22 protein-coding genes are annotated in these 24,228 nt (G+C 69.1%); 17 read left to right on the top strand and 5 right to left on the bottom strand.

Annotated features, from left to right (window positions below):
* Nucleotides 1–48: 48 nt before the first annotated feature.
* On the top strand, nucleotides 49–1,173 hold the full coding sequence (locus tag LZD57_RS05600; RefSeq protein WP_233718332.1) for a cobalt-precorrin-5B (C(1))-methyltransferase: 1,125 nt from the start codon (nucleotides 49–51) through the stop codon (nucleotides 1,171–1,173).
* A 97-nt stretch (nucleotides 1,174–1,270) separates the two neighbouring features.
* Nucleotides 1,271–2,002, top strand: coding sequence for a cobalt-precorrin-6A reductase (locus LZD57_RS05595; RefSeq protein WP_420844754.1), 732 nt, complete (start codon nucleotides 1,271–1,273; stop codon nucleotides 2,000–2,002).
* A gap of 330 nt (nucleotides 2,003–2,332) precedes the next feature.
* On the opposite strand, the gene cobM is transcribed toward LZD57_RS05595, so the two are convergent.
* The gene (cobM, locus tag LZD57_RS05590) at nucleotides 2,333–3,103 is read right to left on the bottom strand and encodes a precorrin-4 C(11)-methyltransferase (RefSeq protein ID WP_233718329.1); all 771 of its coding nucleotides are present in this window, start codon (nucleotides 3,101–3,103) and stop codon (nucleotides 2,333–2,335) included.
* A 176-nt stretch (nucleotides 3,104–3,279) separates the two neighbouring features.
* On the opposite strand from cobM, the gene bchI reads away from it, so the two are divergent.
* From bchI to bchO, 3 genes are read left to right on the top strand one after another with little or no spacing between them, the layout of a single operon-like run.
* Nucleotides 3,280–4,305, top strand: a complete 1,026-nt coding sequence (gene bchI / locus LZD57_RS05585; protein WP_233718327.1) for a magnesium chelatase ATPase subunit I — start codon at nucleotides 3,280–3,282, stop codon at nucleotides 4,303–4,305.
* Nucleotides 4,306–4,324: 19 nt separating this feature from the next.
* Nucleotides 4,325–6,196 (top strand): magnesium chelatase subunit D, encoded by a 1,872-nt coding sequence (locus tag LZD57_RS05580; protein WP_233718326.1) that lies wholly within the window; start codon nucleotides 4,325–4,327, stop codon nucleotides 6,194–6,196.
* On the top strand, nucleotides 6,193–7,107 hold the full coding sequence (gene bchO, locus LZD57_RS05575) for an alpha/beta fold hydrolase BchO (RefSeq protein ID WP_233718325.1): 915 nt from the start codon (nucleotides 6,193–6,195) through the stop codon (nucleotides 7,105–7,107). Before LZD57_RS05580 ends, bchO begins: the two co-directional genes overlap by 4 nt.
* Here bchO and LZD57_RS05570 read toward each other — a convergent pair.
* Together LZD57_RS05570 and crtD are read right to left on the bottom strand one after the other, a co-directional pair.
* Entirely contained in the window at nucleotides 7,080–7,949 is an 870-nt protein-coding gene (locus tag LZD57_RS05570) for a carotenoid 1,2-hydratase (protein ID WP_233718324.1), read from the bottom strand. The genes bchO and LZD57_RS05570 overlap by 28 nt on opposite strands.
* The gene (gene crtD, locus LZD57_RS05565; protein ID WP_233718322.1) at nucleotides 7,913–9,490 is read right to left on the bottom strand and encodes a 1-hydroxycarotenoid 3,4-desaturase CrtD; all 1,578 of its coding nucleotides are present in this window, start codon (nucleotides 9,488–9,490) and stop codon (nucleotides 7,913–7,915) included. The genes LZD57_RS05570 and crtD overlap by 37 nt, the downstream gene beginning before the upstream one ends.
* Before the next feature lie 98 nt (nucleotides 9,491–9,588).
* On the opposite strand from crtD, the gene LZD57_RS05560 reads away from it, so the two are divergent.
* The 12 genes from LZD57_RS05560 (at nucleotide 9,589) to LZD57_RS05505 (ending at nucleotide 21,851) form a co-directional block, all read left to right on the top strand.
* Nucleotides 9,589–10,821 (top strand): acetylserotonin O-methyltransferase, encoded by a 1,233-nt coding sequence (locus LZD57_RS05560; RefSeq protein WP_233718320.1) that lies wholly within the window; start codon nucleotides 9,589–9,591, stop codon nucleotides 10,819–10,821.
* 50 nt (nucleotides 10,822–10,871) lie between these two features.
* A complete protein-coding gene (bchC, locus tag LZD57_RS05555; RefSeq protein ID WP_338034681.1) occupies nucleotides 10,872–11,816 on the top strand; it encodes a chlorophyll synthesis pathway protein BchC in 945 nt (314 codons plus the stop codon).
* A 47-nt stretch (nucleotides 11,817–11,863) separates the two neighbouring features.
* A complete protein-coding gene (locus tag LZD57_RS05550) occupies nucleotides 11,864–12,835 on the top strand; it encodes a chlorophyllide a reductase iron protein subunit X (protein WP_233718626.1) in 972 nt (323 codons plus the stop codon).
* An 11-nt stretch (nucleotides 12,836–12,846) separates the two neighbouring features.
* Nucleotides 12,847–14,457 carry a chlorophyllide a reductase subunit Y gene (bchY, locus tag LZD57_RS05545; protein WP_233718318.1) on the top strand — a complete coding sequence of 537 codons (1,611 nt, stop codon included), beginning with the start codon at nucleotides 12,847–12,849 and terminating at the stop codon, nucleotides 14,455–14,457.
* Nucleotides 14,457–15,920, top strand: coding sequence for a chlorophyllide a reductase subunit Z (gene bchZ / locus LZD57_RS05540; RefSeq protein ID WP_233718316.1), 1,464 nt, complete (start codon nucleotides 14,457–14,459; stop codon nucleotides 15,918–15,920). Before bchY ends, bchZ begins: the two co-directional genes overlap by 1 nt.
* Before the next feature lie 55 nt (nucleotides 15,921–15,975).
* Nucleotides 15,976–16,203 carry a hypothetical protein gene (locus tag LZD57_RS05535; RefSeq protein ID WP_233718315.1) on the top strand — a complete coding sequence of 76 codons (228 nt, stop codon included), beginning with the start codon at nucleotides 15,976–15,978 and terminating at the stop codon, nucleotides 16,201–16,203.
* An 86-nt stretch (nucleotides 16,204–16,289) separates the two neighbouring features.
* Nucleotides 16,290–16,514 (top strand): light-harvesting antenna LH1, beta subunit, encoded by a 225-nt coding sequence (gene pufB, locus LZD57_RS05530; RefSeq protein WP_233718314.1) that lies wholly within the window; start codon nucleotides 16,290–16,292, stop codon nucleotides 16,512–16,514.
* 12 nt (nucleotides 16,515–16,526) lie between these two features.
* Nucleotides 16,527–16,721, top strand: a complete 195-nt coding sequence (gene pufA / locus LZD57_RS05525; RefSeq protein ID WP_233718313.1) for a light-harvesting antenna LH1, alpha subunit — start codon at nucleotides 16,527–16,529, stop codon at nucleotides 16,719–16,721.
* Between the two features lie 81 nt (nucleotides 16,722–16,802).
* Nucleotides 16,803–17,642, top strand: a complete 840-nt coding sequence (gene pufL / locus LZD57_RS05520; protein ID WP_233718311.1) for a photosynthetic reaction center subunit L — start codon at nucleotides 16,803–16,805, stop codon at nucleotides 17,640–17,642.
* 13 nt (nucleotides 17,643–17,655) lie between these two features.
* Nucleotides 17,656–18,639 (top strand): photosynthetic reaction center subunit M, encoded by a 984-nt coding sequence (gene pufM / locus LZD57_RS05515; RefSeq protein WP_233718309.1) that lies wholly within the window; start codon nucleotides 17,656–17,658, stop codon nucleotides 18,637–18,639.
* On the top strand, nucleotides 18,636–20,243 hold the full coding sequence (gene pufC, locus LZD57_RS05510) for a photosynthetic reaction center cytochrome PufC (protein WP_233718307.1): 1,608 nt from the start codon (nucleotides 18,636–18,638) through the stop codon (nucleotides 20,241–20,243). Before pufM ends, pufC begins: the two co-directional genes overlap by 4 nt.
* A 228-nt stretch (nucleotides 20,244–20,471) precedes the next feature.
* Nucleotides 20,472–21,851: a TrkH family potassium uptake protein gene (locus tag LZD57_RS05505; RefSeq protein WP_233718305.1), complete on the top strand. Its 1,380-nt coding sequence runs from the start codon at nucleotides 20,472–20,474 to the stop codon at nucleotides 21,849–21,851.
* Nucleotides 21,852–21,891: 40 nt separating this feature from the next.
* Here LZD57_RS05505 and LZD57_RS05500 read toward each other — a convergent pair whose 3' ends face one another.
* Nucleotides 21,892–23,607 (bottom strand): Do family serine endopeptidase, encoded by a 1,716-nt coding sequence (locus LZD57_RS05500; RefSeq protein WP_233718303.1) that lies wholly within the window; start codon nucleotides 23,605–23,607, stop codon nucleotides 21,892–21,894.
* A gap of 203 nt (nucleotides 23,608–23,810) precedes the next feature.
* Nucleotides 23,811–23,996: a DUF2065 domain-containing protein gene (locus LZD57_RS05495; RefSeq protein ID WP_233718301.1), complete on the bottom strand. Its 186-nt coding sequence runs from the start codon at nucleotides 23,994–23,996 to the stop codon at nucleotides 23,811–23,813.
* Between the last annotated feature and the right edge of the window lie 232 nt (nucleotides 23,997–24,228).

The raw sequence follows: 24,228 nt of genomic DNA, 5'->3' as shown, positions 1-24,228 counted from the left end.
GTTCCGGGCGCCGGTGGCAGCTTTAGGGAACTCGGCTATAAGCGCGCAATGGGGTTTCCGCCGAATGAGACTGTCAGGCCAAAGGGCCGGCCGCTGCGCCGCGGCTGGACGACCGGCGCCTGCGCCACCGCCGCGACCAAGGCGGCGCTGACGGCGCTTTTGACCGGCGACTTTCCCGATCCGGTCGAGATCCGCCTGCCGAAAGGCGAAACGCCGAGCTTTGCACTGCACCGGCAGGCGCTCCGCTCAGACCGTTCGTCTCCTTCTGCAATGGCGTCGATCATCAAGGACGCGGGCGACGATCCGGACGTCACCCATCTCGCCGAGATCGTTTCGACCGTTTCCTTCGGGCCTCCGGGGTCGGGCCTCGTCTTCGAGGCGGGTCCCGGCGTCGGCACCGTGACGCGCGCCGGCCTGCCGATCGCGCCCGGCGAGGCGGCGATCAACCCCGTCCCCCGGCGGATGATGACCGAGGTGGTCGAAGCGCTCTGCGGGGAGCATGGGCGGCCGGCGGACGTCGTGATCGAGATCGCCGTGACCAATGGCGAGGACCTGGCGCAGAAGACCTGGAACCCGCGGCTCGGTATCCTCGGCGGCCTGTCGATTCTCGGCACAACCGGGATCGTCCATCCGTTCTCCTGCTCGGCCTGGATCCACTCCATCCACCGCGGCGTCGACGTCGCGCGCGCCGCCGGACTGTCTCATGTCGTCGGCTCGACCGGCTCGGCCAGCGAGGACCTCGCCCGCCGGCTCCATCCAGAGCTTCCCGAAATCGCATTTCTCGACATGGGCGATTTTGCCGGCGGCCTGATCAAGTATCTGAAGGCCCATCCCGTACCGAAGCTGACGATTTCCGGCGGCTTCGCCAAGCTGACCAAGCTGGCGCAGGGGGCGATGGACCTCCACTCCGGCCGCAGCCAGGTGGATTTCGCCTTTCTGCTCACGACCCTCGCCGGGCTCGACCCGCTGGCCGCCGAACGGCTCGAACCGCAGATCCTTTCCGCCAACACGGCCAAGGAAGTGCTCGACATGACGGCCGCCGGCGGGCTCGACCTCGCCGGCGAGATCGCCCGGCGGGCGCGAGCCGTCAGCCTCGAACGGCTCGGGGGCTCGGGGGTGGCGGTCGAGATCGTCGTCGCCGACCGCAAGGGAGGCCTTCTTGCCCGGGTCTAGCGCCACGACGCCGCCGGGGTCCGGCGTCGAAGCCGCGGACGGGTCGGCACAAGACCGCTCCTCGGACGAGAGCTGGCCGACGGCGGGTGCGGCCGCCATCCTCGTCCTCGGCGGCACGGCCGAGGCCAACGCATTGGTCGAGGCCTTGCGCGCGCGCTGGCCGGAGCGCCGCGTCATTCTTTCGCTCGCCGGCCGCACGCGCGCGCCGCACCTGCCGGAAGGCGTCGCAGTCCGCATCGGCGGCTTCGGCGGCGCGGACGGCCTTGCCGCCTTCCTGGTGGCCGAAGGCATATCGCTGGTGATCGACGCGACGCATCCCTTCGCCGCCGGCATGGCCCGCAATGTCCAAAAGGCTGCGGCCAGTGCGGGCGTATGCCGGCTGAAGCTGCTGCGGCCCGAATGGCAGCCGGTCGAGGGCGACCGCTGGATGGCGGTCACCTGCCTCGCCGAGGCCTGCCGCGCCCTGCCTGCCGGCGCCCGGCCGTTTCTGGCCCTCGGCCGACAGCACTTGTCGCCCTTCACGCGGCGCGGCGACATTTCCCCCCTCGCCCGGATGATCGAGCCGCCCGAACAGCCGCTTCCCGAAGGCTGGACGCTGGTCCTCGCCCGTCCCTCATCCGACAGTCAGGCCGAGGCGGCGTTGATGCGCGAGAACGGGATCAGCCATCTCGTCACCCGCAATGCCGGCGGCGCAGCGTCCTACGCCAAGGTCGCGGCAGCGCGGGAGTTGGGGCTGCCGGTGGTGATGATCGCACGGCCGCCGGCGCCGGAGGGGACGGTGTGCGAGACTGTGGAGGACGTGGTGGCGGCAATCGCGGCGGCGGGCTGAGGACGCGGCTCGAGGCTGCGCTCGACCGGCCGCGCACGGTGCCGATATTCGCAGAGCTTCATGCGATGCGCCGAGGCACCCCCCTCTGCCTGCCGGCATCTCCCCCACAAGGGGGGAGATCACAGGATCGAGCCTCGGCGGCCGCTCTTCGACGTTCGTGCAATCAGAGACCGTGCGAAGGCTCGCAAGGCCTCACCGCGAGGTCGATCTCCCTCCTTGTGGGGGAGATGCCCGGCAGGGCAGAGCGACGTCGTGGCGCAAACGTCAAAGACGGCCCGCGGTGTTTCCGGATGATCTGGCCGACGCGACGCGGCGGCGCGTTCTGAGCCCTCAAGCCTTCCGCTTCGGCCGCAGCACATGCACGTGCCCCGCATCGTACAGCCGCGAATCGATGAATTCCGTCGCCCCGAGGGCCTTGCCGACGAAGATCAGCGCCGTGCGGGTGAGTTTGGCCTGGCGGGCGGCACGGTGGAGTTCACCCAGCGTCGTGCGGATGAAGGCCTCGTCCTCCCATCCGACCCGGTAGGCGATGATCGCCGGGCAGTCCGCGCCATAGGCATCCAAGGGGGTCAGCTCGCGCTGAATGTGCGGGATGTTCCTGACCGACAGATGGATCGCCAGCGTCGCGCCGCTTCTGCCCAGCGTCGAAAGCTCTTCGCCCGCCGGCATGGAGGAGGATTTCATCGCCGTTCGGGTGAGGATCACCGTCTGGCAGACTTCCGGAATCGTCAGTTCGAGCTTCAGCGCAGCCGCGGCGGCGGCGAAGGCCGGCACGCCGGGGGTGATGTCGTAGGAAATTTCGAGCGCTTCCAGCCGGCGGATCTGCTCGGCGATGGCGCCGTAGAGCGAGGGGTCGCCCGAGTGGACGCGGGCGACGTCCTCGCCCCGCTCATGGGCCGCCTCGATCTCGGCGATGATCTCGTCGAGCGTCATCGGCGCGGTGTCGATCACCCGTGCGCTGTCCGGCGCCGCCTTCACCACCTCCTGCGGCACCAGCGAGCCGGCATAGAGGCAGACCGGGCAGCGCTCGATCAGCCGGAGCCCGCGCACGGTGATGAGATCGGGCGCACCGGGCCCCGCCCCGATGAAATGAACCGTCATGGCTGCTCGTGTCCTGCTCTTTTGCGTCTGCCCGCCTTCGACCACAGTCGCGGGGCGCGGACAACACCGCTGCTTCCCCGGTCACATGGGGATGTGTCCAGATTATTTGACACATCGGCGTCCATTTCGGGCCGAGCCGGCTTCTCACGGCGGGGGAAAGCCGTTAGCCTGCTTTCATGAGGATCATGTTTCCCTTCGCCGCCATCGTCGGCCAGGACCAGATGAAGCTCGCTCTGTCGATCGCCGCGGTGGACCCGGCAGTCGGCGGCGTCCTCGTCTTCGGCGACAGAGGCACCGGCAAGTCGACCGCCGTTCGGGCGCTCGCCGCCGTCCTGCCGGACATCGAAACGGCGGACTGTCCCTATCACTGCGATCCCGCCCGGCCCGAGGAAGCCTGCGACCTCTGCCGGTCGCGGGCCGAGTCGAAAATCCCGCAAAAGACCGGGATGGTGCGTGTGCCGGTCGTCGACCTGCCGCTCGGCGCGACGGAGGACAGGATCGCCGGATCGCTCGATCTCGAACGGGCCCTGTCCGCTGGCGAGAAGCGTTTCGAGCCGGGGCTCCTCGCCAAGGCCCATCGCGGCTTCCTCTATATCGACGAGATCAACCTTCTGGAGGACCATCTGGTCGACCTCCTCCTCGACGTCGCGGCGTCGGGGGAGAACGTCGTCGAGCGCGAGGGCCTGTCCGTCCGCCATCCTGCCCGTTTTGTCCTCATCGGCAGCGGCAACCCGGAAGAGGGCGAATTGCGGCCGCAGCTTCTCGATCGCTTCGGCCTGTCGGTCGAGGTGAAGACGCCGCAGGACCTTGCGACCCGCATCCAGGTGGTCAAGCGACGCGACGCCTTCGAGCGCGATCCGGCCGGCTTCGCCGCCGAATACGAAGCCGCAAACGCCGAGGTTCGGGACACAATCCTGGCCGCGCGCGATCGGCTGAACGACGTGGCCGTGCCCGACGAAAGCCTGGAAAAGGCGGCGCAGCTGTCGATCCGCCTCGGCACCGACGGGCTGCGCGGCGAGCTGACGCTGATGCGCGCCGCGAGAGCTTTTGCCGCGCTGCGCGGCGACAGCGTCGTCGGCTGGAGCCATCTCGCCGCGCTCGCCCCGCTCGCCCTCTCCCACCGGCTGCGCCGCGATCCGCTGGACGAGGCCGGCTCGGCGACGCGCGTCGAGCGCGCCGTCGACGAACTCGCCGCAGCCTGATGGCCGGGCGCGGCCGACCATGACCGCGGGTCGGCTCGCAGCGGCGAACGACGCAGCCCGCCCCGCCTGGACCGAGACGCCCGGCAAGGCCGCCGCCCTGTGGCACGAGGCGGTGCGGGCCATCGGCGTCTTCGCCGTCGATCCCGGGATCGGCCTCAGGCTCGCGGCCCGGGCGGGACCGGTTCGCGCGGCCACCCTGGAGACGCTGCGGTCGCTGCTTCCCCGGGACGCCCCCTTCCGCAGGATGCCGGCCGGGATCGCCGAGGCGGCCCTTCTCGGCGGGCTCGACCTCGCGGCCTCTCTGGAAAGCGGCCAGCCGGTTCTGGAGAGAGGCCTTCTTGCCGCCAGCGACGGCGGGGTGCTGGTCGCGGCCATGGCCGAGCGGATGACGGAAGAAGCCGCCGGCCTGCTCGCCCTCGCCCTCGACCGCGGGCACGTCTCGGTCGAGCGGGACGGCGTTTCCCGGCAGCTGCCGACGCGGATCGGCATCGTCGCCCTCGACGAGGGCATGGAGCCGGACGAGGCGCCGCCCGCAAGCCTCTGCGAACGGCTCGGCCTGTGGCTTTCGCTCGACGGCGCCGACCCCCGCGGCGCGCCGGATCATGGCCTCGATGCGGACCGCATCGCCTCCGCGCGGCGGCACCTGCCCTCCGTCGAGCCGGACGAGGCGGCGATCGAGACGATCTGCCAGGCGGCGATGGCCTTCGGCATCGTCTCGCTGCGCGTGCCGCATCTGGCGGTCCGCGCCGCTCGCGCGTCTGCGGCGCTCACCGGCCGATCGCACCCCTCGCCCGAGGACGTCGAAACGGCGATCCGGCTGGTGCTCCTGCCCCGCGCCGTCACCATGCCGCAGATGCCAAATGCCGACGAGGGCCGGGACGACGAGCCGGCGAATTCCAGTCCCGACGAGGAGCCGGCCGCAGAGCCTCCTCCGCCCGAGCCGGAAACCGAAACGCCGCGCGAAAACGACCGCAACGCCGAGCCGCCCCAGGACATGACGATCGACGCGGCGGCAACGGGCCTCCCCGCCGATCTTCTGGCCTCCCTCGCCACCATGACGAGGCCGCCGCTCGCAAGATCCGGGGCAGGCCGCAGCGGCGGCTTCGCCAAGCGGGCCCGGCGCGGCCGGGTGGTCGGCACGCGGCAGGGCGATCCGTGCCGCGACCGGCTCGACCTTCTGGCGACGCTGCGAACCGCCGCGCCCTGGCAGGCCATCCGGCGGGCCGAACGCGCGCCCGGCGTGGTGCCGCGGTTCTTCGAGATGCGCATCTCCGACATCCGCGTCCGCCGGCATCGCGGCAAGGCCGAGACGGCGACGATCTTCTGCGTCGACGCCTCCGGCTCGGCGGCGCTCGCCCGGCTCGCCGAGGCCAAGGGGGCCGTCGAGCGCATCCTCGCCGAATGCTATGTCCGGCGGGACCGCGTCGCCCTCGTCGCCTTCCGTGGAACCCGCGCCGACGTGCTCCTTGCCGAGACGAAATCCCTGACGAGGGCCAAGCGCTCGCTCGCCGCACTGCCGGCCGGCGGCGGCACGCCGCTGGCGAGCGGCATCCTCGCCGCGCTCGATCTCGCCAGGTCATCGGCGAGGGAGGGGCGCACCCCGCTGCTGGCGCTTCTGACCGACGGGCGCGCCAATATCGGGCGAAACGGCGCAGCCGGCCGGCCGCAGGCGGGGGCCGATGCCAAGGAGGCGGCGAAGGCGGTGCGCGCCGGCGGCATCGCCGCCCTGGTCATCGACCTGTCGCAACGGCCGAGCGCCGAGGCGCGGCAGATCGCCGCCGACATGGGCGCGACCTACCTCGCCTTGCCGCGGGCCGATTCCCGGGCCCTGTCGGATGCGGTCGCCGCCGCGCCGCGGGGCGGCGATGCCCCCCGCACGAGCCGGCCGTGACCGCGCCGCTCGACTTTGCCCGCGACGGGCGCCACTGGCCGCACCGCGAGAAGAGCCGCTTCGTCGAGGCGGGCGGCACGCGCTTCCACGTCCAGATCTTCGGCCCGGAGAACGCGCCGGCGCTGCTCCTCTTGCACGGCACCGGGGCTTCGACCCATTCCTTCCGCGACCTCGCGCCGATCCTCGCCGAACACTATCGCGTCATCGTGCCGGACCTGCCGGGCCACGGCTTCACCGCCGCGCCGCGCTGGCGCCGCGTTTCGATCACCGGCATGGGGAAGGCGATCGCCGCCATGCTTTCGGCGCTCGGCGTTGCGCCCGTCTATGCGGCCGGCCATTCGGCGGGCGCGGCGATCCTCCTGCGCATGGCCCTCGACGGCCAGATCGCGCCGCAGCGGATCGTCTCGCTCAACGGCGCGCTGCTGCCCTTTCCGGGCGTCGCCGCCCATCTCTTTCCGCGGCTCGCCAAGCTCCTCTTCCTCAACCCCGTCGCGCCGCGCTTCTTCTCCTGGCGGGCCCGCAACACGCGGGCCGTGGCGCAGCTCATGGAAAGCACCGGCTCGCGGATATCACCTGAGGGCGTCGCCTATTACGAAAGGCTGTTTTCATCCCCGACCCATGTCGAGGGTGCCCTGTCAATGATGGCGAACTGGGATCTGGAAGGCCTGCGCCGCGATCTTCCCCAGCTGAATGTGCCGCTGACGCTGGTCGTCGGCAGCAGGGATCGGGCCATTCCCCCGGAAGTCTCCGAACGCGTCGCACGCATGGTCCGCGGCGCTGCGATCGAGAGGCTCCCCGGCCTCGGCCATCTCGCCCACGAGGAGGCCCCGGATCGGGTGGCGGAGGTGATGCTGGGGGTGTTCGCCGACGACCAGCTCGACGATCAGACGAACCGGCGCGGCATCCGGTAGGGCAGCATCATCTGCACGATCGGGTTGGCGAAGCGGCCGAGATCGACGCTTTCGTGGATCGCCGTGACGTCGCGTCCGAGCAGCCGCGTGCCGACGACCGAGCGGGTGTAGAAGGGCGAATCCTCCAGGGTCTCGATCACCTTGGCCGAGGCGTCGCGCTCGCAGCGGGTCGAGCGGCGCATGCCCCAGAAGCTCTTCTTCAGCCGCGCCGGCGGCGGCGCCTCGAAATCCGTCACGCCCTGCCGCGGATCGAACTTGATCGCCAGCGAGCAGGACTGGTCGTCCCGGTCGAGCAGGTCGTAGAGGACGACCGTGCCGTCCGGCACCGAGGCGCGGCACCAGTTCCAACGGTGGAAGCTTTCCTCCAGCGGCACCTCGCCGGTGTTGAAGTCGAAATAGCCGCTGCCCGACCAGGAGAGCGAGGGCTCGTCGAGTTCCACCTCGACCCGCGCGCAAGGGGCGATCGGCCACCAGCAGTGGCGGGCCTCTGCATCGAGCGCCACCGGATGGTTGACCACGGCCTCCGGATAGAGCCGGACGGTGCCCCGCACCCGCTTTGGGATCAGCGGCGAGATCTCGTCGATCGTGACGGTGAGGCCGCTGCCGTCCCAGCGCATGGCGCTCGGTCCGATCGACAGGGTGCCGGCGTCGCGGCGGAGCGCCTTCGTCCTGCGCTCGGTCATCGTCCAGCGCCTGGCGCCCGCGCCGGTGAGCGCGACGTTCAGCGCGACGTGGTCCTCCGGCCGGCGGCGGCCGGCAAAGCGGTAATAGGGTGAAAACACGCTGCCGACGAAGCCGATCAGCGTCAGGGCGTGCCGACCGTCCGCCGAAAGCGCGTCCACATACCACCAGGCATAGCCGCCCGGCGGGACATGCTGGTCGAAGCGCGGTCCGCCAGGATCGCTTCCGCCGCGATCTTGCCGGAGAGCGCCGCCATCGGCAGGCCGGCCCCCGGATGGACGCTGCCGCCGCAGAGATAGAGGCCCTCGAGCTTCGTTCTGGCGCCGGGCCTGCGGAACGAAGCCGTCGACCCATGCGAGGCCCGCCCGTAGAGCGCTCCGCCCGTCGCCGGAAAGCGTCTCGCGAAATCGGAGGGCGTCGAAAGTCCGATCCGTCGAAAGTCCGGCACCTCCACCCGCAAGCCGCAGGCGCGAAGTCTCGAAAATGCCGCCGTCACGCATCGCTCGACCTCCTCCTTGCCGAAGTCTCTTTCGCCGCCGTCGGCTGGCGCGTTGATGATCAGGAAAAGCCGCTCGCGGCCGCGCGTCGCAGCCTCGTCGGAAAGCCGTCCGCGATCGTCCCGGTCGCTCGCGCAGACGTAGACCGTCGGGTCGGACGGCAGCCGGCGCCGGGTCAGGATCTCGTCGAATTCGCGCCGGTAGTCGGCCGAGAAGAAGACGTTGTGCCGCAAGAGCTCCATCCCGTCCGTCGCCGCCTCCATCGCGGCGGTGAGCGCCGAGAGCGAGCGCTCCTCGCGCGTGATCGGCGGATCGACCGCCGCTTGCGCGGCCTTGCCCAACTGGCCGGCGGCGAGCGCCGCGACGTCGCAATTGGCGAGGACGACGTCGGCGGCGATGGTCTCGCCGTCCGCAAGCGTCAGACCGCAGACGGCGGAAGCGGACGCGTCGATCGCGGCGACGGGAACGCCGTAGCGCAGCGTCGCACCGGATCGCTCGGCCAGGGCCGCGAGCGCCTCGGCAAGGCGCATCATGCCGCCTTCGACCAGCCAGACGCCGGACTTCTCGACATGGGCGATCAGCATCAGCGTCGCCGGGGCGAGGAAGGGCGAGGAGCCGTTGTAGGTGGCGTAGCGGCCGAAAAGCTGGGCAAGGCGAGGATCGGAAAACTGCGCCGAGAGCGCCCGCCAGAGCGTCGTCTCCGCTCCGATCCGCATGATCGCCGGCAAGCCTTTCGGGCCGGCCCGGGCGACGAGGCCGAGCGGCCCGGCGGGGCGCCCGGCGCGCATGAAGATCGGCGACAGCGTCTCGCAGACGTCCCTCGCCCGGTCGCAGAAGGCCCCGTACTCCCCGGCCGACCGCTCGCCCGAAAACGCGGCGATCGCCCGCTCCGAGCGCTCCTGGTCGGCGAAGAGATCGAGCACGGCGCCGTCGGCGAAGACATGCCGGGCGATCGTCTCGGAGCGATGGAGCGTCAGATGCTCGTCGAGCCGCTCGCCGGCCGAGGCGAAAACGTCGTCGAAGACGTCGCGCAGGGTGAAGACGGTCGGACCGACGTCGATCGTCCGGCCGGCAATGTCCATCTCCCGCAATTTTCCGCCGGGGCGTTCGGCAGCTTCGACGACCGTGACGCGGAGCCCCTGCGAAGCAAGCCTGACGGCCGCAGCCAAACCGCCGATCCCGGCGCCGACGATGGCGACGTGCATTGGATCATCCTCGGAACCTTTCGCGAGAGATTGACACGGCGCCCGTCTGGTTGTCCAATAAAATTGACAGATAAATCTGTCCAAAAGGATTGACGATCATGTCGACCACGGAAACAGAGCCCGTCTCTCTCCACTCCGACAGGCCATCCGGCTGGGCGGATCCGATCCGGGAGATCCGTCGCTTCTTCCGGCCGAGCCGCGAGAGTTGGCAGAGCTTCAGAAACCGAAAGCTGCAGGACCGGGCCTTCCAGCGAAGCTCGGCGCGGTTCTGGCTGACGCGGCGCTTCGCCCGTCGCAACTCGCGCAGGCTGTTCGATCTCGTCGCCGGTTTCGTCTATTCGCAGGTTCTCGCGGCGGGCGTGGAGTTGAACGTCTTCCGGCACCTCTCGCGCGGTCCGCGAACCCTGGCCGAGATCGCGGCGGCGGCGGGCCTGACGCTCGATGCCGCCGATCGGCTGCTGCGCGCCCTCGACGCCATCGATCTCGTCGAGATCGACGACAGCGACGACGAGACGGTCTACGGCCTCGGCGCGCTCGGCGCGGCGCTGGTCGCCAATCCCGGCGCCGAGGCGATGATCCGCCACCACAAGGACTTCTATCAGGATCTCGGCGATCCGGTCGCGCTTCTGAAAGGCACGGCGCCCGCGACCCGGCTGTCGAAGCTGTGGCCCTATGCGGCAGCGCCCGGCGGGGCGGCGCCGGACGGCGACGTCGCCGCCTATACCGACCTCATGGCCACCAGCCAAGATTTTGTCGCCGAGGAAATCCTCGGCTCCTACGACGTCTCCTGGGCGAGGCGCATCCTCGACCTCGGCGGCGGCGACGGCCGGTTCCTGCGCCGGGTGGCCGAGCATCATCCGGACGCCGAACTGCATCTCATGGACCTGCCGCAGGTCGCCGGGATCGCCGCGGAGCGGATCGGCCAGACTCGATTCGGGCGGCGCATCCACGTCCATTCCGGCGACTTCTTCGAGGATCCCTATCCCGAGGGCCGCTTCGACCTGATCACCCTCGTGCGCATCCTCCACGACCACGACGACGAGGAGGCCTTGAAGCTCCTGACGCGGGCGCGCGAGAGCCTCGAGCCCGGCGGCGTCGTGATGGTCGCCGAACCGATGGCCGGAGGCCGCGATTCGGCCGCCGTCGCCGACGCCTATTTCGGCTTCTACCTGCTCGCCATGGGGCGCGGCCGTCCGCGCACGCCGCGCGAGATCGGCCGGCTCATGACCGCCGCCGGGCTCACCCGCGCTCACGAGATCCCCACCGCGCTGCCGCTGGCGACGAGCATCGTCGTCGGCGAGATTCCGCGCCGCAATGTCAGTTTTTCTTGACATACCGAAGTGTCAATTTAGACTGACATGCAAGCCAGGAGTTCATCACCGTGGTCACCCAATCCGATGCTATCGTCTTCGATCAGCCCCGCAAGCTCGGCATGCGGCGGCTGGGTCTGGCGGGGGCGCGCAAACCCGGCGACGTGATCGTTAAGATCGAAGCCTCGGGCATTTCCACCGGAACCGAGCGGCTCCTGTGGTCCGGCGAGATGCCGGCCTTCCCCGGCATGGGCTATCCGCTCGTCCCGGGCTATGAAGCCGTCGGCCGGGTGGTGGAGGCGCCGGACGCGCGCCGGCTCGCGGTCGGCGACAGGGTTTTCGTCCCGGGCTCGAACGGGTTCGACGGAGCGCGGGGCCTGTTCGGCGCCTCGGCCTCCCACGTCCAGTTGCCCGAGGGGCGTGTCGTTTCGATCGGCGACGGTCTCGGCGACGAGGCGACCCTCCTCGCCCTTGCGGCGACCGCCCATCATGCGGTGCGCGCCTCCGGCCGCGACCTGCCGGAACTCGTCGTCGGCCACGGCGCGCTGGGCCGGCTCGCCGCACGGATGGTCGTCGCGCTCGGAGGGCAGCCCGTCGTCTGGGAAACAGCAAAGCCCCGCCGTGCCGGCGCCGTCGGCTATGCGGTGATCGACCCTTCCGACGACGAGTGGACCGACTACCGCCAGATCCTCGACGTCTCGGGGGCCCCGCAGATTCTCGACCGGCTGGTGCCGCGGCTCGGCCGCGGCGGCGAGATCGTCCTCGCCGGCTTCTACAAGGAGCCCGTCAGCTTCGCCTTCCCGCCCGCCTTCATGCGCGAGGCGCGGATGAAGGTCGCCGCCGAATGGCGGCCGGAGGACATGGAAACGGTGCTGGCGCTCGTCGGCGCCGGCCGCCTCTCCCTGGACGGCCTTGCGACCCATCGGGGCCGGCCGGCCGAGGCGGAAGCTGCTTATCGCACGGCGTTCGAGGACGCCGACTGCCTGAAGATGATCCTGGACTGGAGAACGATGTGAGCAACGCGCTGCGACATCTCGAAAGCGCGAGCGGACCGGCCGGCGCCATGGCGGAACGGCTCCGGGCCGAGGCCGCGATCGAGCCCGATGCCGTCGCCCCCGGCAAGGCGACGAAGGAGACGCAGATCATCGCGATCTACGGCAAGGGCGGCATCGGCAAGTCCTTCACGCTGGCCAACCTCTCCTACATGATGGCGAGCCAGGGCAAGCGCGTCCTCCTGATCGGCTGCGACCCGAAGTCCGACACGACGTCGCTGCTGTTCGGCGGCAAGGCCTGCCCGACGATCATCCAGACCTCGTCCGCCAAGAAGGCGGCCGGCGAGGAGGTCGACGTCTCCGACGTCTGCTTCAGGCGCGACGGCGTCTTCGCCATGGAGCTCGGCGGGCCGGAGGTCGGCCGCGGCTGCGGCGGCAGGGGCATCATCCACGGCTTCGAACTCCTCGAAAAGCTCGGCTTCCACGACTGGGGCTTCGACTACGTGCTGCTCGACTTTCTGGGCGACGTCGTCTGCGGCGGCTTCGGCCTGCCGATCGCCCGCGACATGTGCCAGAAGGTCATCGTCGTCGGCTCCAACGACCTCCAGTCCCTCTACGTCGCCAACAACGTCTGCTCGGCGGTCGAATATTTCAGGAAGCTCGGCGGCAATGTCGGCGTCGCCGGCATGGTGGTGAACAAGGACGACGGCACCGGCGAGGCTGCGGCCTTCGCCAGATCCGTCGGCATTCCGATCCTCTCGGCGATCCCCGCCGACGACGACATCCGCAAGAAGAGCGCCAACTACCAGATCGTCGGCAAGCCCGGCGGGCGCTGGGCGCCGCTGTTCGAACGGCTCGCCACCAACGTGGCGGAGGCGCCGCCGCTCCATCCGACGCCGCTCGATCAGGATGGCCTCCTCGGTCTCTTCGGCGACGAGGAGACCGGGCGCGACGTCGTCCTCCAGCCGGCGAGCCTTGCCGACATGATGGGCCGTCCCGTCGTGCAGCGGCCGTCCCTCGAAGTCGTCTACGACGACGCGTGAGGGGCAAGGTCATGGACTATTCCGACATCGACCTGAAGCGTGACGACGGCGGCGGCCTTGCGGCCGAAGCGCCCGTCGAGCGTCCTTTTCCGGCGGCCGGGACCGGCGACGCGGCGACCCTCGCCCGGGCGCCGGCCGACGGCGACGCCGCCTGCCACGGCGGCAAGGCGGAGATGCGTGCCGCCGCCGCAAAGGCCGGCCAGAACGAGATCCTCGAACGCTACGCGAAGGACTATCCGGCCGGGCCGCACGACCAGCCGCAATCCATGTGCCCGGCCTTCGGCTCGCTGCGCGTCGGCCTCAGGATGCGCCGCACGGCGACCGTCCTGTCCGGCTCGGCCTGCTGCGTCTACGGCCTGACCTTCACCTCGCATTTCTACGGCGCCCGGCGCACCGTCGGCTACGTGCCGTTCAATTCGGAGACGCTGGTCACCGGCAAGCTGTTCGAGGACATCCGCGAGGCCGTCCACGAGCTCGCAGATCCGGCCCTCTACGACGCGATCGTCGTCACCAATCTCTGCGTTCCGACGGCCTCGGGCGTGCCGCTGCGGCTCCTGCCGAAGGAGATCGAGGGCGTCCGGATCATCGGCATCGACGTTCCCGGCTTCGGGGTGCCGACCCATGCCGAGGCGAAGGACATCCTCGCCGGTGCGATGCTCGCCTATGCCCGCGGCGAAGCCGAAGAGGGGCCGGTCGCGGCGCCGGCGGGCGGACGGAACGAAAGGCCGTCGGTCGCGCTCCTCGGCGAGATGTTCCCGGCCGATCCGATGGTGATCGGCCGCCTCCTCGCGCCGATGGGGCTCGCCGCCGGTCCCGTCGTGCCGACCCGCGAGTGGCGCGAACTCTATGCCGCGCTGGACTGCACCGTCGCAGCGGCAATCCACCCCTTCTACACCGCATCGATCAGGGAATTCGAGATGGCCGGCCGGCCCGTGGTGGGCTCCGCCCCGGTAGGGGTGGAAGGCACGGCGGAGTGGCTGTCTCGGATCGGCGAGGCCGCCGCCGTGCCGGCGAGCCGCGTGGCCACTGCCCAGAACGCCATTCTCCCGGCGATCCGGGGCGCGCTCGCCGGCTCTCCGGTCAGAGGCCGGATCACGCTGTCCGGATACGAGGGCTCCGAGCTTCTGGTAGCGCGGCTCCTCGTCGAGAGCGGCGCGGACGTGCGCTATGTCGGCACCGCCTGCCCGAAGACGCCGTGGTCGGCCGCCGACCGCGAATGGCTGGAAGCCAGGGGCGTTCACGTGAAATTCCGTGCCTCGCTGGAAGACGATCTCGCCGCCTTCGCGGAATTTTCGCCCGATCTCGCCATCGGCACGACCCCGGTGGTGCAGACGGCCAAACAGTCCGGCACGCCGGCGCTCTACTTCACCAATCTAATCTCCTCGCGGCCGCTGATGGGCCCGGCCGGAGCCGGCTCGCTGGCCGAGGTGATCAACGGCGCGATCGGCGGCAAGCCCCGCTTCGACCGGATGAAGGCCTTCTTCGAGGGCGTCGGCGAGGGTTACGCCTCCGGCATCTGGGAGGACGTTCCGCAAAAGCCGAAGCCGGCGAAGATCCGCGCCGACGTCGCCATCAACGGAAGGAAGGCACCCACCTACGATGCCGGGATGGGGGACGTCTGATGCTCGTCCTCGATCACGACAGGGCCGGTGGCTACTGGGGCGCCGTCTACGTCTTCACCGCGGTGAAGGGCCTGCAGGTCGTCGTCGACGGCCCGGTCGGCTGCGAGAACCTCCCCGTCACCTCGGTGCTGCACTATACCGACGCCCTGCCGCCCCACGAACTGCCGATCGTCGTCACCGGCCTGTCGGAGGAAAACCTCGGCCAGACCGGCACCGAAGGCGCGATGAAGCGCGCCCACGCAACGCTCGACCCGGCCCAGCCCTCGGTGGTCGTGACCGGCTCGATCGCCGAGATGATCGGCGGCGGCGTGACGCCGGAAGGCACCAATCTCAAGCGCTTCCTGCCGCGCACCATCGACGAGGACCAGTGGCAATGCGCCGACCGGGCGCTGAAGTGGCTTCTGACCGAATACGGGCCCAAGAAGGGAAAGATTCCGGCGCCGAGGGAGCGCAGGGAGGGCGAGAAGCCGAAGGTCAACATCATCGGCCCGGCCTACGGCATGTTCAACATGCCCTCGGACCTCCACGAGATCCGCCGGCTGATCGAGGGCATCGGAGCCGAGGTCAATCTGGTCTTCCCGCTCGGCAGCCACCTCCGCGACGTGCCCAAACTGACGCTCGCCGACGCCAATGTCTGCCTCTACCGCGAATACGGCCGGCAGCTCTGCGAGGCGCTGGAGCGCCCCTATCTGCAGGCGCCGATCGGCCTGCATTCGACCACCGCCTTCCTGCGCAGGCTCGGCGAAATGCTGGGGCTCGACCCCGAACCCTTCATCACCCGCGAGAAGCACACGACGATCAAGCCGCTGTGGGATCTCTGGCGCTCGGTGACGCAGGACTTCTTCGGCACGGCGAGCTTTGCGATCGTCGCCAACGAAACCTATGCGAGGGGCATCCGGCACTTCCTCGAAGACGAGATGGGCCTGCCCTGCCGCTTCGCCGTTCCGCGCCTGTCGGGCAAGAAGACGCTGAACGACGAGGTCCGGCAGAAGCTGAAGGACACGCCGCCGCTCGTCCTCTTCGGCAGCTACAACGAGCGCATGTATCTGGCCGAGACCGGCGGACGCGGCGCCTTCATCCCCGCCTCCTTCCCCGGCGCGGCGATCCGGCGGCACACGGGCACGCCCTTCATGGGCTATTCCGGCGCCACCTATCTCGTCCAGGAAGTCTGCAACGCGCTCTTCGACGCGCTCTTCCACATCCTGCCGCTCGGTACCGAGATGGACCGCGTCGTCGCCACCCCGGCCAAGGGCAGGCGGGAGCGGAGCGAAGAGCTCGCCTGGTCGAGCGCCGCCAACGACCTTTTGCAGGATGCGCTCGAGCGCGAGCCGGTGCTGGTGCGGATCTCCGCGGCGAGGCGCCTGCGCGACGCCGCCGAGGCGGCCGCCCGGCAGGAGCGGTCCGAAACCGTCGAACTGCGCCACGTGGCGGCCTGCACTCCGGCGGGAGAACCCGTCGCATGACCGAAGCCGCCTCAGACACCCGCCGATCGCAAGGACAGCCAGGGAGAACCGTCACATGAGCCTCGTCGAACGCAATGGCCTGTCGCAGTTTCGAGCAGACGAGCAGGAATATCGGATCGTCTACGCGGTGACCTATCCGATCTTTCTCTGCGTCGCGCTGGTCTCGCGGCTCCTGCCGGCCCGCCTGCGTCCCACCCCGTCCGAGAACAAGGGCGTCCTCGCCGTTTTCCGGGATGCGAAGGCCGCGGCCAACTCCGTCCTCCCCTTCGCCTTCATGCGCTGAGCGCGAGACGAGGACTTTGAAGCTTCGGCGGCGACCCCGTCATCGGCGCGGCCGGCCCGGAGATACAGGCAACAAGGAGAAAGGAAATGGCAGATCACATGACAGGCCGGGAGGCGGGAACGCTCTCCGGCATGACGGAGAGAGAGGCACAGGAGTTCAACGGACTCTTCATGACCTCCTTCTTCGTCTTCTTGGGCATCGCGGTCGTCGCGCACATTCTCGTCTGGATCTGGCGGCCCTGGCTGCAGACCCCCGAGGTGAGCCAGGCGAGCCTCGACACGGCCAAGTCGCTTCTCACGATGCTCAGCTAAGGAGATAGAACTATGTGGAGAATGTGGCTTCTCTTCGACCCGCGCAGAGCGCTCATCGGGCTCTTCACCTTCCTTCTGGTGCTGGCGCTCCTCATTCACTTCATCCTGCTCTCGACGGCCCGTTTCAACTGGCTAGCCAATCCGAACCCGCCGGGCGGCGCGGCTCAGACCAGCCAGCTCGAAACGCCCCTCACGCAGCTCGGCTGAGGCGAATTCGACGCGACCTCGGGACGGCGTTCCGCGCCGTCCCGGAAAACGACCCGGTTTGACAGGGATGGGAATCTCGCCATGGCGATGCTGTCGTTCGAACGCAAATATCGTGTGCGGGGAGGCACGCTCGTCGGCGGCGATCTCTTCGACTTCTGGGTCGGCCCCTTCTATGTCGGATTCTTCGGCGTCACCGCGATCTTCTTCGCCCTTCTGGGCTCGCTGCTGATCTTCTACGACATCAGCCAGGGCAACGAGACCAACGTCTTCGCCTTTTCGGTGAACCCGCCCTCGATCAAATACGGCCTCGGGCTCGCGCCGCTCGACGAGGGCGGCACCTGGCAGCTCGTCACGATGTGTGCGGTGGGCGCCTTCTCCTCCTGGGCGCTGCGCGAGGTGGAGATCTGCCGCAAGCTCGGCATCGGCTGGCACGTGCCGGTCGCCTACTCCTTCGCGCTCCTCGCCTATGTCTCGCTGGTGGTGATCCGCCCGCTGCTGCTCGGCGCCTGGGGCCACGGCTTTCCCTACGGCATCATGAGTCATCTCGACTGGGTATCCAACGTCGGCTACCAGTTCCTGCACTTCCACTACAATCCGGCGCACATGCTGGCGGTGACCTTCTTCTTCACCACCACGATGTTCCTGGGCCTGCATGCCGGCGTCATTCTCGGCGCGGTCAATCCAGGCAAGGACGAGGTCGTCAAGTATGGCGAGCACGAGAACGCCTATTTCCGCGACTACATCTGCTACTCCGTCGGCCCCTACGGCATTCACCGGCTCGGCCTGTTCTTCGCCCTGAACGCCGGTTTCTGGAGCGCGGTCTGCATCATCATCTCGGGTCCTTTCTGGGACAGGGGCTGGCCGTATTTCTTCGATTTCTTCCTGAAGACCCCGGCCGCCATCGGCAACGTTGCTTACTGAGGGAGGCGGGACGATGGGATCCTATTCCAGCATCTACAATCGCATCCAGGTTCGCGGGCCGTTCGATCCGGGCGTGCCGATGAAACCCGGCTCGGACGAGCGCATCCAGTCCAAGGCCTTTTCCTATTGGCTCGGCAAGATCGGCGACCCGCAGCTGGGCCCCCTCTATCTCGGCTGGTCGGGCGCGGCCTCGCTCGCCTTCGGCTTCATCGCCATCGAGATCATCGGCCTCAACATGTGGGCCTCGGTCGACTGGGATCCCTACGCCTTCGTGCGCAACATCGCCTTCCTGTCGCTCGATCCGCCGCCGGCGAAATACGGCCTCAACCCCTTGGTGCCGCTCGGAGACGGCGGCTGGTGGATCCTCGCCGGCTTCTTCCTGACGACGTCGATCCTGCTCTGGTGGGTAAGGAGCTACACCCGGGCCCGGGCGCTCGGCATGGGCACCCATACGAGCTGGGCCTTCGCCTCGGCGATCTTCCTCTACCTGTCGCTCGGCCTGTTTCGGCCGATCCTCATGGGCTCGTGGTCCGAGGCCGTGCCCTTCGGCATCATCACCCATCTCAACTGGACGGCCTCGGTCTCGGTGCTCTACGGCAACTGGTACTACAACCCGTTCCACATGCTCTCGATCGTCTTCCTCTACGGCTCGACGATGCTGTTCGCCATGCACGGCGCCACCATTCTCGCGGTCTCGCGCTTCGGCGGCGAACGTGAAGCCGAGGAGATCGTCGACCGCGGCACCGCGGCCGAGCGCGGCGCCCTCTTCTGGCGCTGGACCATGGGCTTCAACGCCACCTTCGAGTCCATCCACCGCTGGGCCTGGTGGTTCGCGGTGCTGACCACCTTCACCGGCGCGATCGGCGTCCTCCTGACCGGCACGGTGGTGGACAACTGGTATCTGTGGGGCGTCAAGCACGGCATCGCGCCGAGCTACCCTTCCGTCTATCCGTCCTTCCCGATCCCCGACGAGGCCACGCGGAGTGTGATGCAATGAGCACGAAGCACGTCCGCTACAGCCCCGTGATCGTCGGGGTCGTCGCCTTCGCCCTGGTCCTCGTCGGGCTGACGGTGCCGCCCTGGGTGCTGCCGCCGATCGAATCGATCGAGACGGGCCCGGCGGCGATCGAGATGGTGCAGTTCAAGGCCGCCAGCCGGCAATTGCCCTACAGCGCCAAGCCGATCGCCCTCGAGCCGGCCGACAACGAAGGCAGCCCGCAGGCCAGCGAGGTCTACCAGAACGTCCAGGTGCTCGGCGAACTGACCGACGCCGAGTTCACCCGGCTGATGCTCGCCATCACCGAATGGGTCTCGCCGGAGCAGGGCTGCGAATACTGCCACGACCTGACCTCCGACGAAGGCTTCGCCAGCGACGCCCTCTACACCAAGAAGGTCGCGCGTCAGATGCTGCAGATGGTGCGCCACATCAACACCAACTGGCCGGAGCACGTCGCTCCCTCGGGCGTCACCTGCTATACCTGCCACCGCGGCCAGAACGTGCCGCCCTGGAGCTGGTACGAGCAGAACGAGCCGGCCGGCGATAGCTTCATGGGCAAGCCGCGGCCATGGCATCTCGAGGCCAAGACCATCCGGCAGTTCTTCCCAAACGTGCCTTACGACAAATATCTGATGGAGGAGCACGCCAGCGCGCAGATCCAGTCGACCGATCCGCTGGTCAGTCGCACGGGCAACGCCGAGGTCGCCAGGGAACAGGACGCCGAAAACCTCTACCTCTTCATGATGCAGATGGCGAATTCGATGGGCGTCAACTGCACCTACTGCCACAACTCGCGGGCCTTCCGCGACTGGTCGCAGTCGACGCCCTATCGCTGGATCGCCTATTGGGGCATCCGCATGGCGCGGGACATCAACTCGAACTACATCGAGCCGCTCGCAAGCGTCTTCCCCGAGGAGCGCAAGGGACCGCTCGGCGATCCGGCCAAGGCCCATTGCGGCACCTGCCATCTCGGCAACAACAAGCCGCTCGGCGGCTACAAGCTGCTCGACCACTATCTCGTCGGCCTGACCGAGGACGGCAAGGCGCCCGATCCCGCCCCTAAAGAGGCGATCCTGATCGGCGAAGCGAAGCCGACGGCGGTCACCGGCCCCGACCAGGACGCCGCGCAGCCGGCGCCCTCCCCTGCCCCGGTCTCGCAGGAAGCGATCGGTCAATCGGTGGCGCCTGGCAGCGGCGGAAGCGGCAACGGCGCCGCGTACGAATCGCAGGAGCAGCCGGCAACCACCGGGAACGACGATCTCGGCGGCACGGTCCGGCCCGTCCCGCAGGACCAGAACGCCGCCCCGCCCTCCTCGGAACCGACGGGCGACCAGTCTCCCCAGGGGGCGGCGCCGTCGCAGCTCGACCCCGGCACGTCGATGCAGCCGAGCGAGGGTTCCCCGGCCACGAAGGGCACAGCGAACGCGCCCTCGACCGGCCAGCCGGCCAGCAACCCGCCGCCGGACGAGGAAACCCCCGGCAAGGACGAGCCGCAGAGCAGCGGAGAGACCGGCGGTGCGGACGCCGCGGGCTCCGGCGGAGGCGCGGGAAGCGCGCCGGCGAACCGCGGCCCGGCGCAAGGGACGACGACCCGCTTCGATTGACCGCAAGAGCGGACCTCGAGGCCCATCTCCGACGGCCGGGTTGCTCGGGCAGCCCGGCCGTCGCTCGTTCGGCACATCGCCGGATCGCCCGATGGCCGAAATCGCCCGGCTTCCTATGATTGGAGTCGGCTTCCGGCCGTCCGGGAGCCGATCGCCCCCGCGAGTTCGCGTCTACCGGCCATCCGAGTGAGGGCGGCGTCGAGGCGCATCGCCCTCATCTGGAAACGCATGCCGATGGACCTCCACAAGTCGCTTCAGTCGCTCAAGATCGCCGTCGGGGCAGAGGAATCGCCGGCCGAGGTCTCCCGCGAGCGGGCCGGCCCGGCAAAACTCCTGCTCGTCGGCTATCTGTCCTACGTCGTCGCCGGCTGGATCGCCTTGTCCTTCGGCTTTTCCCAGGTAAAGCCCTTGTCGCCGCTCGACACGCTCTTCACCGCCGTTTCGGCGGTCTCGACGACGGGCCTGACCACCATCGACACCGGCACGAGCTACAGCTTCGTCGGCGAGATCGTCGTCTGCCTGCTGATCCAGTTCGGCGGCATCGGCTACATGACGGGCTCGTCCTTCCTGTTCCTGTCGTTGCGCAATCATCTGAGCAAGACCCAGGAAAACACCGCCAGAACGGCGTATTCGCTGCCGGATTCGATCACGCCGGCGCTGTTCGTTCGCTCCGTGATCCTCTTCACCTTCGCCTGCGAGGCGGTCGGCGCCGCGGTTCTCTATCCGATCCTGAAGGGCGGCGGAGAACCGGACCCCTTATGGAGCGCGATCTTCCATTCCGTGTCGGCCTTCTGCACCGCCGGTTTCAGCCTGAGAGCGGACAGCTTCGCGCCTTATGTCGCCGACGTTCCCCTCAACGCGACGCTTTCGGTCCTCAGCATCCTCGGAGCGATGGGGTTCATCGTCGTCACCGACATCGTCAGGCGCATCGCCGGCCAGACGACCCACCTCGGCTTCACCTGCAAGGTGATCGCCCGGATGACGGCGTCCCTCCTCGTCCTCGGAACCCTGCTGATCTTCGTCGTCGAGCCGTCGATCGCCGGCATGCCGCCCTGGGAGCGGCTGCAGGCCGCGTTCTTCCAGGCGATGACCGCTTCGACGACCGTCGGCTTCAACACGATCGACATCGGCGGCGTCTCCAACGCGACGCTGGTCGTGCTTCTCTTCCTGATGTTCGTCGGCGCCTCGCCGGCCGGCACCGGCGGCGGCCTGAAGACCACCTCCTTCGCCGCGCTGATCGCGCTGGTCCGATCGACGCTGAAAGGGCGAAGCTCGGTGCGGTTCTTCAAGCGCGATGTCCCCCCGGCGCAGCTCCAGGCGGCAACCACCTCCCTCGCCTGCTATTGCGGCGCGCTGGCGGTGGCGGTCTTCCTCCTCGGCCTGACGGAACCGACGGTGGCCTTCGACGAAATCATCTTCGAAGCGGTCTCGGCGATCGGCACGGTCGGCCTGTCGATGGGCCTGACGACCGATCTGACGGCGATCGGCAAGCTGATCTTGATCGTGCTGATGATCGTCGGGCGCCTCGGCGTCCTGACGTTCGGCCTCGCGACGGCGATTCCCGACGAGAGTCGCGAGGAAGAGGCCGACAACGACCTCGCCGTGTGAGGCCGCCCGGCGGCGCTCCCGCCCGTGCCGTACCGCGCGGTCAGTCGATCGGCACGACGACGAAGCGAACGTCGCCGTTCGCCCCGGTCAAGAGCAGCAGCGCGTTGCGCCGGCCCTCGTCCTTCAGCCTGTCGATCTTCTCCTTCACCTCGGCGGCACTCGACACCGGCTCCTGCGCGACCTCGGTGATGAGCATGCCGGCCTCGACGCCCTTTTCGGCTGCCGCCGAGTTCGGAGCGACTGCCGTCACCACGGCACCCGACGCATCCTCGGCGAGGTCGAAGCTCTTGCGCGTTTTCTCGTCGACGTCGCCGAGCGTCAGGCCTAGGGTCTCGACGGCTCCGGTCTCCTCGGTCGGCTCGCCCGCCTCGGGGGTCGGTTCCGTCTCGTTCTCGGCGATCATCTTCTCGCCGTCCTCGAGCCGTCCGAGCGTGACCTCGACGGTCTCGGGCGTGGCTGCCGCCGACACCGATTCCTTGCGCAGGATACCGATCTGAACCTTCTTGCCGACCTTCGTCTCGGCCACCATGCGCGGCAGGTCGTTCGAGCCCTCGACCTTGCGCCCGTCGAAGGAGACGATGACGTCCCCGACCTTCAGGCTGCCGTTGTCCGAGGGGCCGCCCGGCACGATGCCCATGACGACGGCGCCCTCCGTCCGCTCGACGCCGAGCCCCTTGGCGATGTCCTCGTTCAGCGCCTGCAGGCGGATGCCGAGCCAGCCCCGGCGGGTCTCGCCATATTCGCGCAGCTGGTCGATGACGTTGACGGCGAGGTTGGACGGAATCGAGAAGCCGATGCCGATCGAGCCGCCCGTCGGCGAGATGATCGCCGTGTTGATGCCGACGACGTTGCCGAACATGTCGAAGAGCGGCCCGCCCGAATTGCCGCGATTGATCGCCGCGTCGGTCTGGATGAAGTTGTCGTAGGGGCCGGCATTGATGTTGCGGCCCCGGGCCGAGACGATGCCGATCGAGACCGAGCCGCCGAGGCCGAAGGGGTTGCCGATGGCCATCACCCAGTCGCCGATCCGCAGATCTTCCGAATCGCCCAGCTTGACGAAGGGCAGCGGCTTGCCGGCGTCGACCTTGAGGACGGCGATGTCGGTCTTGGCGTCCTTGCCGAGCAGCTCGGCGTCGAGCTGGTCGCCATTGGGAAAATTCACCGTGATCGTGTCGGCGTCGCCGATGACGTGGTTGTTGGTGATGATGATGCCGCTCGGATCGATCACGAAGCCCGAGCCGAGCGACTGGACGCTCCGTTCGCCCGGCCCCTCCCGGTCGCGCAGCAGATCGTCGAAGAAGTCCTGCAGGGGCGAACCCTCCGGTGCCTGCAGCGGCGGCACGCCGCGCCCCGGCCGGTCGACGCCCTGCGAGGTGGAGACGTTGACGACGGCATCGAGCAGCCTGTCGGCCAGATCGGCCACCGAGACCGGCCCGTATCGCGTCGGCCGCGGAGCCTCGCCCTGCGCCTGCGAAGCCGCGCCCGGCGCGCCGGGAAGCGCGTTGCCGTTGGCGGGAGCCTGTTCGGTGGCGCCGCCGTCGGTCGGCGGCACGGGCAGCGCCGGGACGCGCTCTTCATTGGTAGCCGGCGGTTCGGGGGGCGCCTCGGCCCCGGGCGCCGCCTGTGGCGCTTCGGCCCCGGGCGCCGGGTGTGCCGGTTCCGCCCCGCCCGGCGTCTGGGCGCCCGCCATGTGCGGTGGCGCCACACTCGCCAGGAGCGCCGCCAACAGGACGGGAAGAAGAGCTTGAACGCGCATCGAAGTCATCGCGGGGCCTCAAAGTCTGGCGTCACGTCGGGGAACCGAACGGGTCGCGCTGCACGAATGCGAGCGGAGCGGAGAATTTCGACTTAATCAAGGGGACGGGCGACAGTTGGAGAAATGGTGATCGAGGCGGGAGGCCGCACCCGCCGTCGCCGGGCCGCGAAGCGCAGCACCGGCGGAAGACCGGCAGCCCCTCGTCAATGCCGGGTGATCCAGACGAGCGCCACGCCGAGGCAGGCGACGACCAGCCCGCCATAGCGCAGCCTCTCGGCCGAAACGTCGAGCGCCGCCTTCGCCATGCGTTTGGCGAAAGCGGGAAACAGGCAATAGACGATGCCCTCGATCACCAGGAGGAGACCGAGGGCATCGAAAAAGTCGATCATCGCCGGGACCGCCCGCTACTGGACGGTCGCCGGGGCCGCGCCTTGGGGCGCATCGGCCTGCGCCGCGGCAGCCGGTTGCTGATCCTCTGGCTCCGGCGAAGCGGGCTCTGCAGGTGAGGCCGCCGTGGTCCCCGCCGGCTCGGCCGGCGTCGGTGCGCCAGCGTCCGTGCCGGCGGCCGCTTGCGCCGTCGCGCCCTCTTCGCCGCCATTGCCGCTCGTCGCGGCAGCCGTG

The organism is Jiella avicenniae (assembly GCF_021390325.1).
GTDB classification, from domain to species: Bacteria; Pseudomonadota; Alphaproteobacteria; order Rhizobiales; family Rhizobiaceae; genus Jiella; species Jiella avicenniae.
This window is presented reverse-complemented; position numbering and strand designations above follow the sequence as displayed.

Bases quoted from the DNA above. Each gene is read 5' to 3' on its own strand.
- LZD57_RS05495 (WP_233718301.1), bottom strand. From the start codon at position 23,996: ATGATCGACTTTTTCGATGCCCTCGGTCTCCTCCTGGTGATCGAGGGC.
- LZD57_RS05505 (WP_233718305.1), top strand. From the start codon at position 20,472: ATGCCGATGGACCTCCACAAGTCGCTTCAGTCGCTCAAGATCGCCGTC.
- cobM (WP_233718329.1), bottom strand. From the start codon at position 3,103: ATGACGGTTCATTTCATCGGGGCGGGGCCCGGTGCGCCCGATCTCATC.
- bchI (WP_233718327.1), top strand. From the start codon at position 3,280: ATGAGGATCATGTTTCCCTTCGCCGCCATCGTCGGCCAGGACCAGATG.
- pufM (WP_233718309.1), top strand. From the start codon at position 17,656: ATGGGATCCTATTCCAGCATCTACAATCGCATCCAGGTTCGCGGGCCG.
- pufL (WP_233718311.1), top strand. From the start codon at position 16,803: ATGGCGATGCTGTCGTTCGAACGCAAATATCGTGTGCGGGGAGGCACG.
- crtD (WP_233718322.1), bottom strand. From the start codon at position 9,490: ATGCACGTCGCCATCGTCGGCGCCGGGATCGGCGGTTTGGCTGCGGCC.
- bchZ (WP_233718316.1), top strand. From the start codon at position 14,457: ATGCTCGTCCTCGATCACGACAGGGCCGGTGGCTACTGGGGCGCCGTC.
- LZD57_RS05580 (WP_233718326.1), top strand. From the start codon at position 4,325: ATGACCGCGGGTCGGCTCGCAGCGGCGAACGACGCAGCCCGCCCCGCC.
- bchY (WP_233718318.1), top strand. From the start codon at position 12,847: ATGGACTATTCCGACATCGACCTGAAGCGTGACGACGGCGGCGGCCTT.
- LZD57_RS05560 (WP_233718320.1), top strand. From the start codon at position 9,589: ATGTCGACCACGGAAACAGAGCCCGTCTCTCTCCACTCCGACAGGCCA.
- pufC (WP_233718307.1), top strand. From the start codon at position 18,636: ATGAGCACGAAGCACGTCCGCTACAGCCCCGTGATCGTCGGGGTCGTC.
- pufA (WP_233718313.1), top strand. From the start codon at position 16,527: ATGTGGAGAATGTGGCTTCTCTTCGACCCGCGCAGAGCGCTCATCGGG.
- pufB (WP_233718314.1), top strand. From the start codon at position 16,290: ATGGCAGATCACATGACAGGCCGGGAGGCGGGAACGCTCTCCGGCATG.
- LZD57_RS05500 (WP_233718303.1), bottom strand. From the start codon at position 23,607: ATGCGCGTTCAAGCTCTTCTTCCCGTCCTGTTGGCGGCGCTCCTGGCG.
- LZD57_RS05535 (WP_233718315.1), top strand. From the start codon at position 15,976: ATGAGCCTCGTCGAACGCAATGGCCTGTCGCAGTTTCGAGCAGACGAG.
- LZD57_RS05550 (WP_233718626.1), top strand. From the start codon at position 11,864: ATGGCGGAACGGCTCCGGGCCGAGGCCGCGATCGAGCCCGATGCCGTC.
- LZD57_RS05600 (WP_233718332.1), top strand. From the start codon at position 49: ATGGGGTTTCCGCCGAATGAGACTGTCAGGCCAAAGGGCCGGCCGCTG.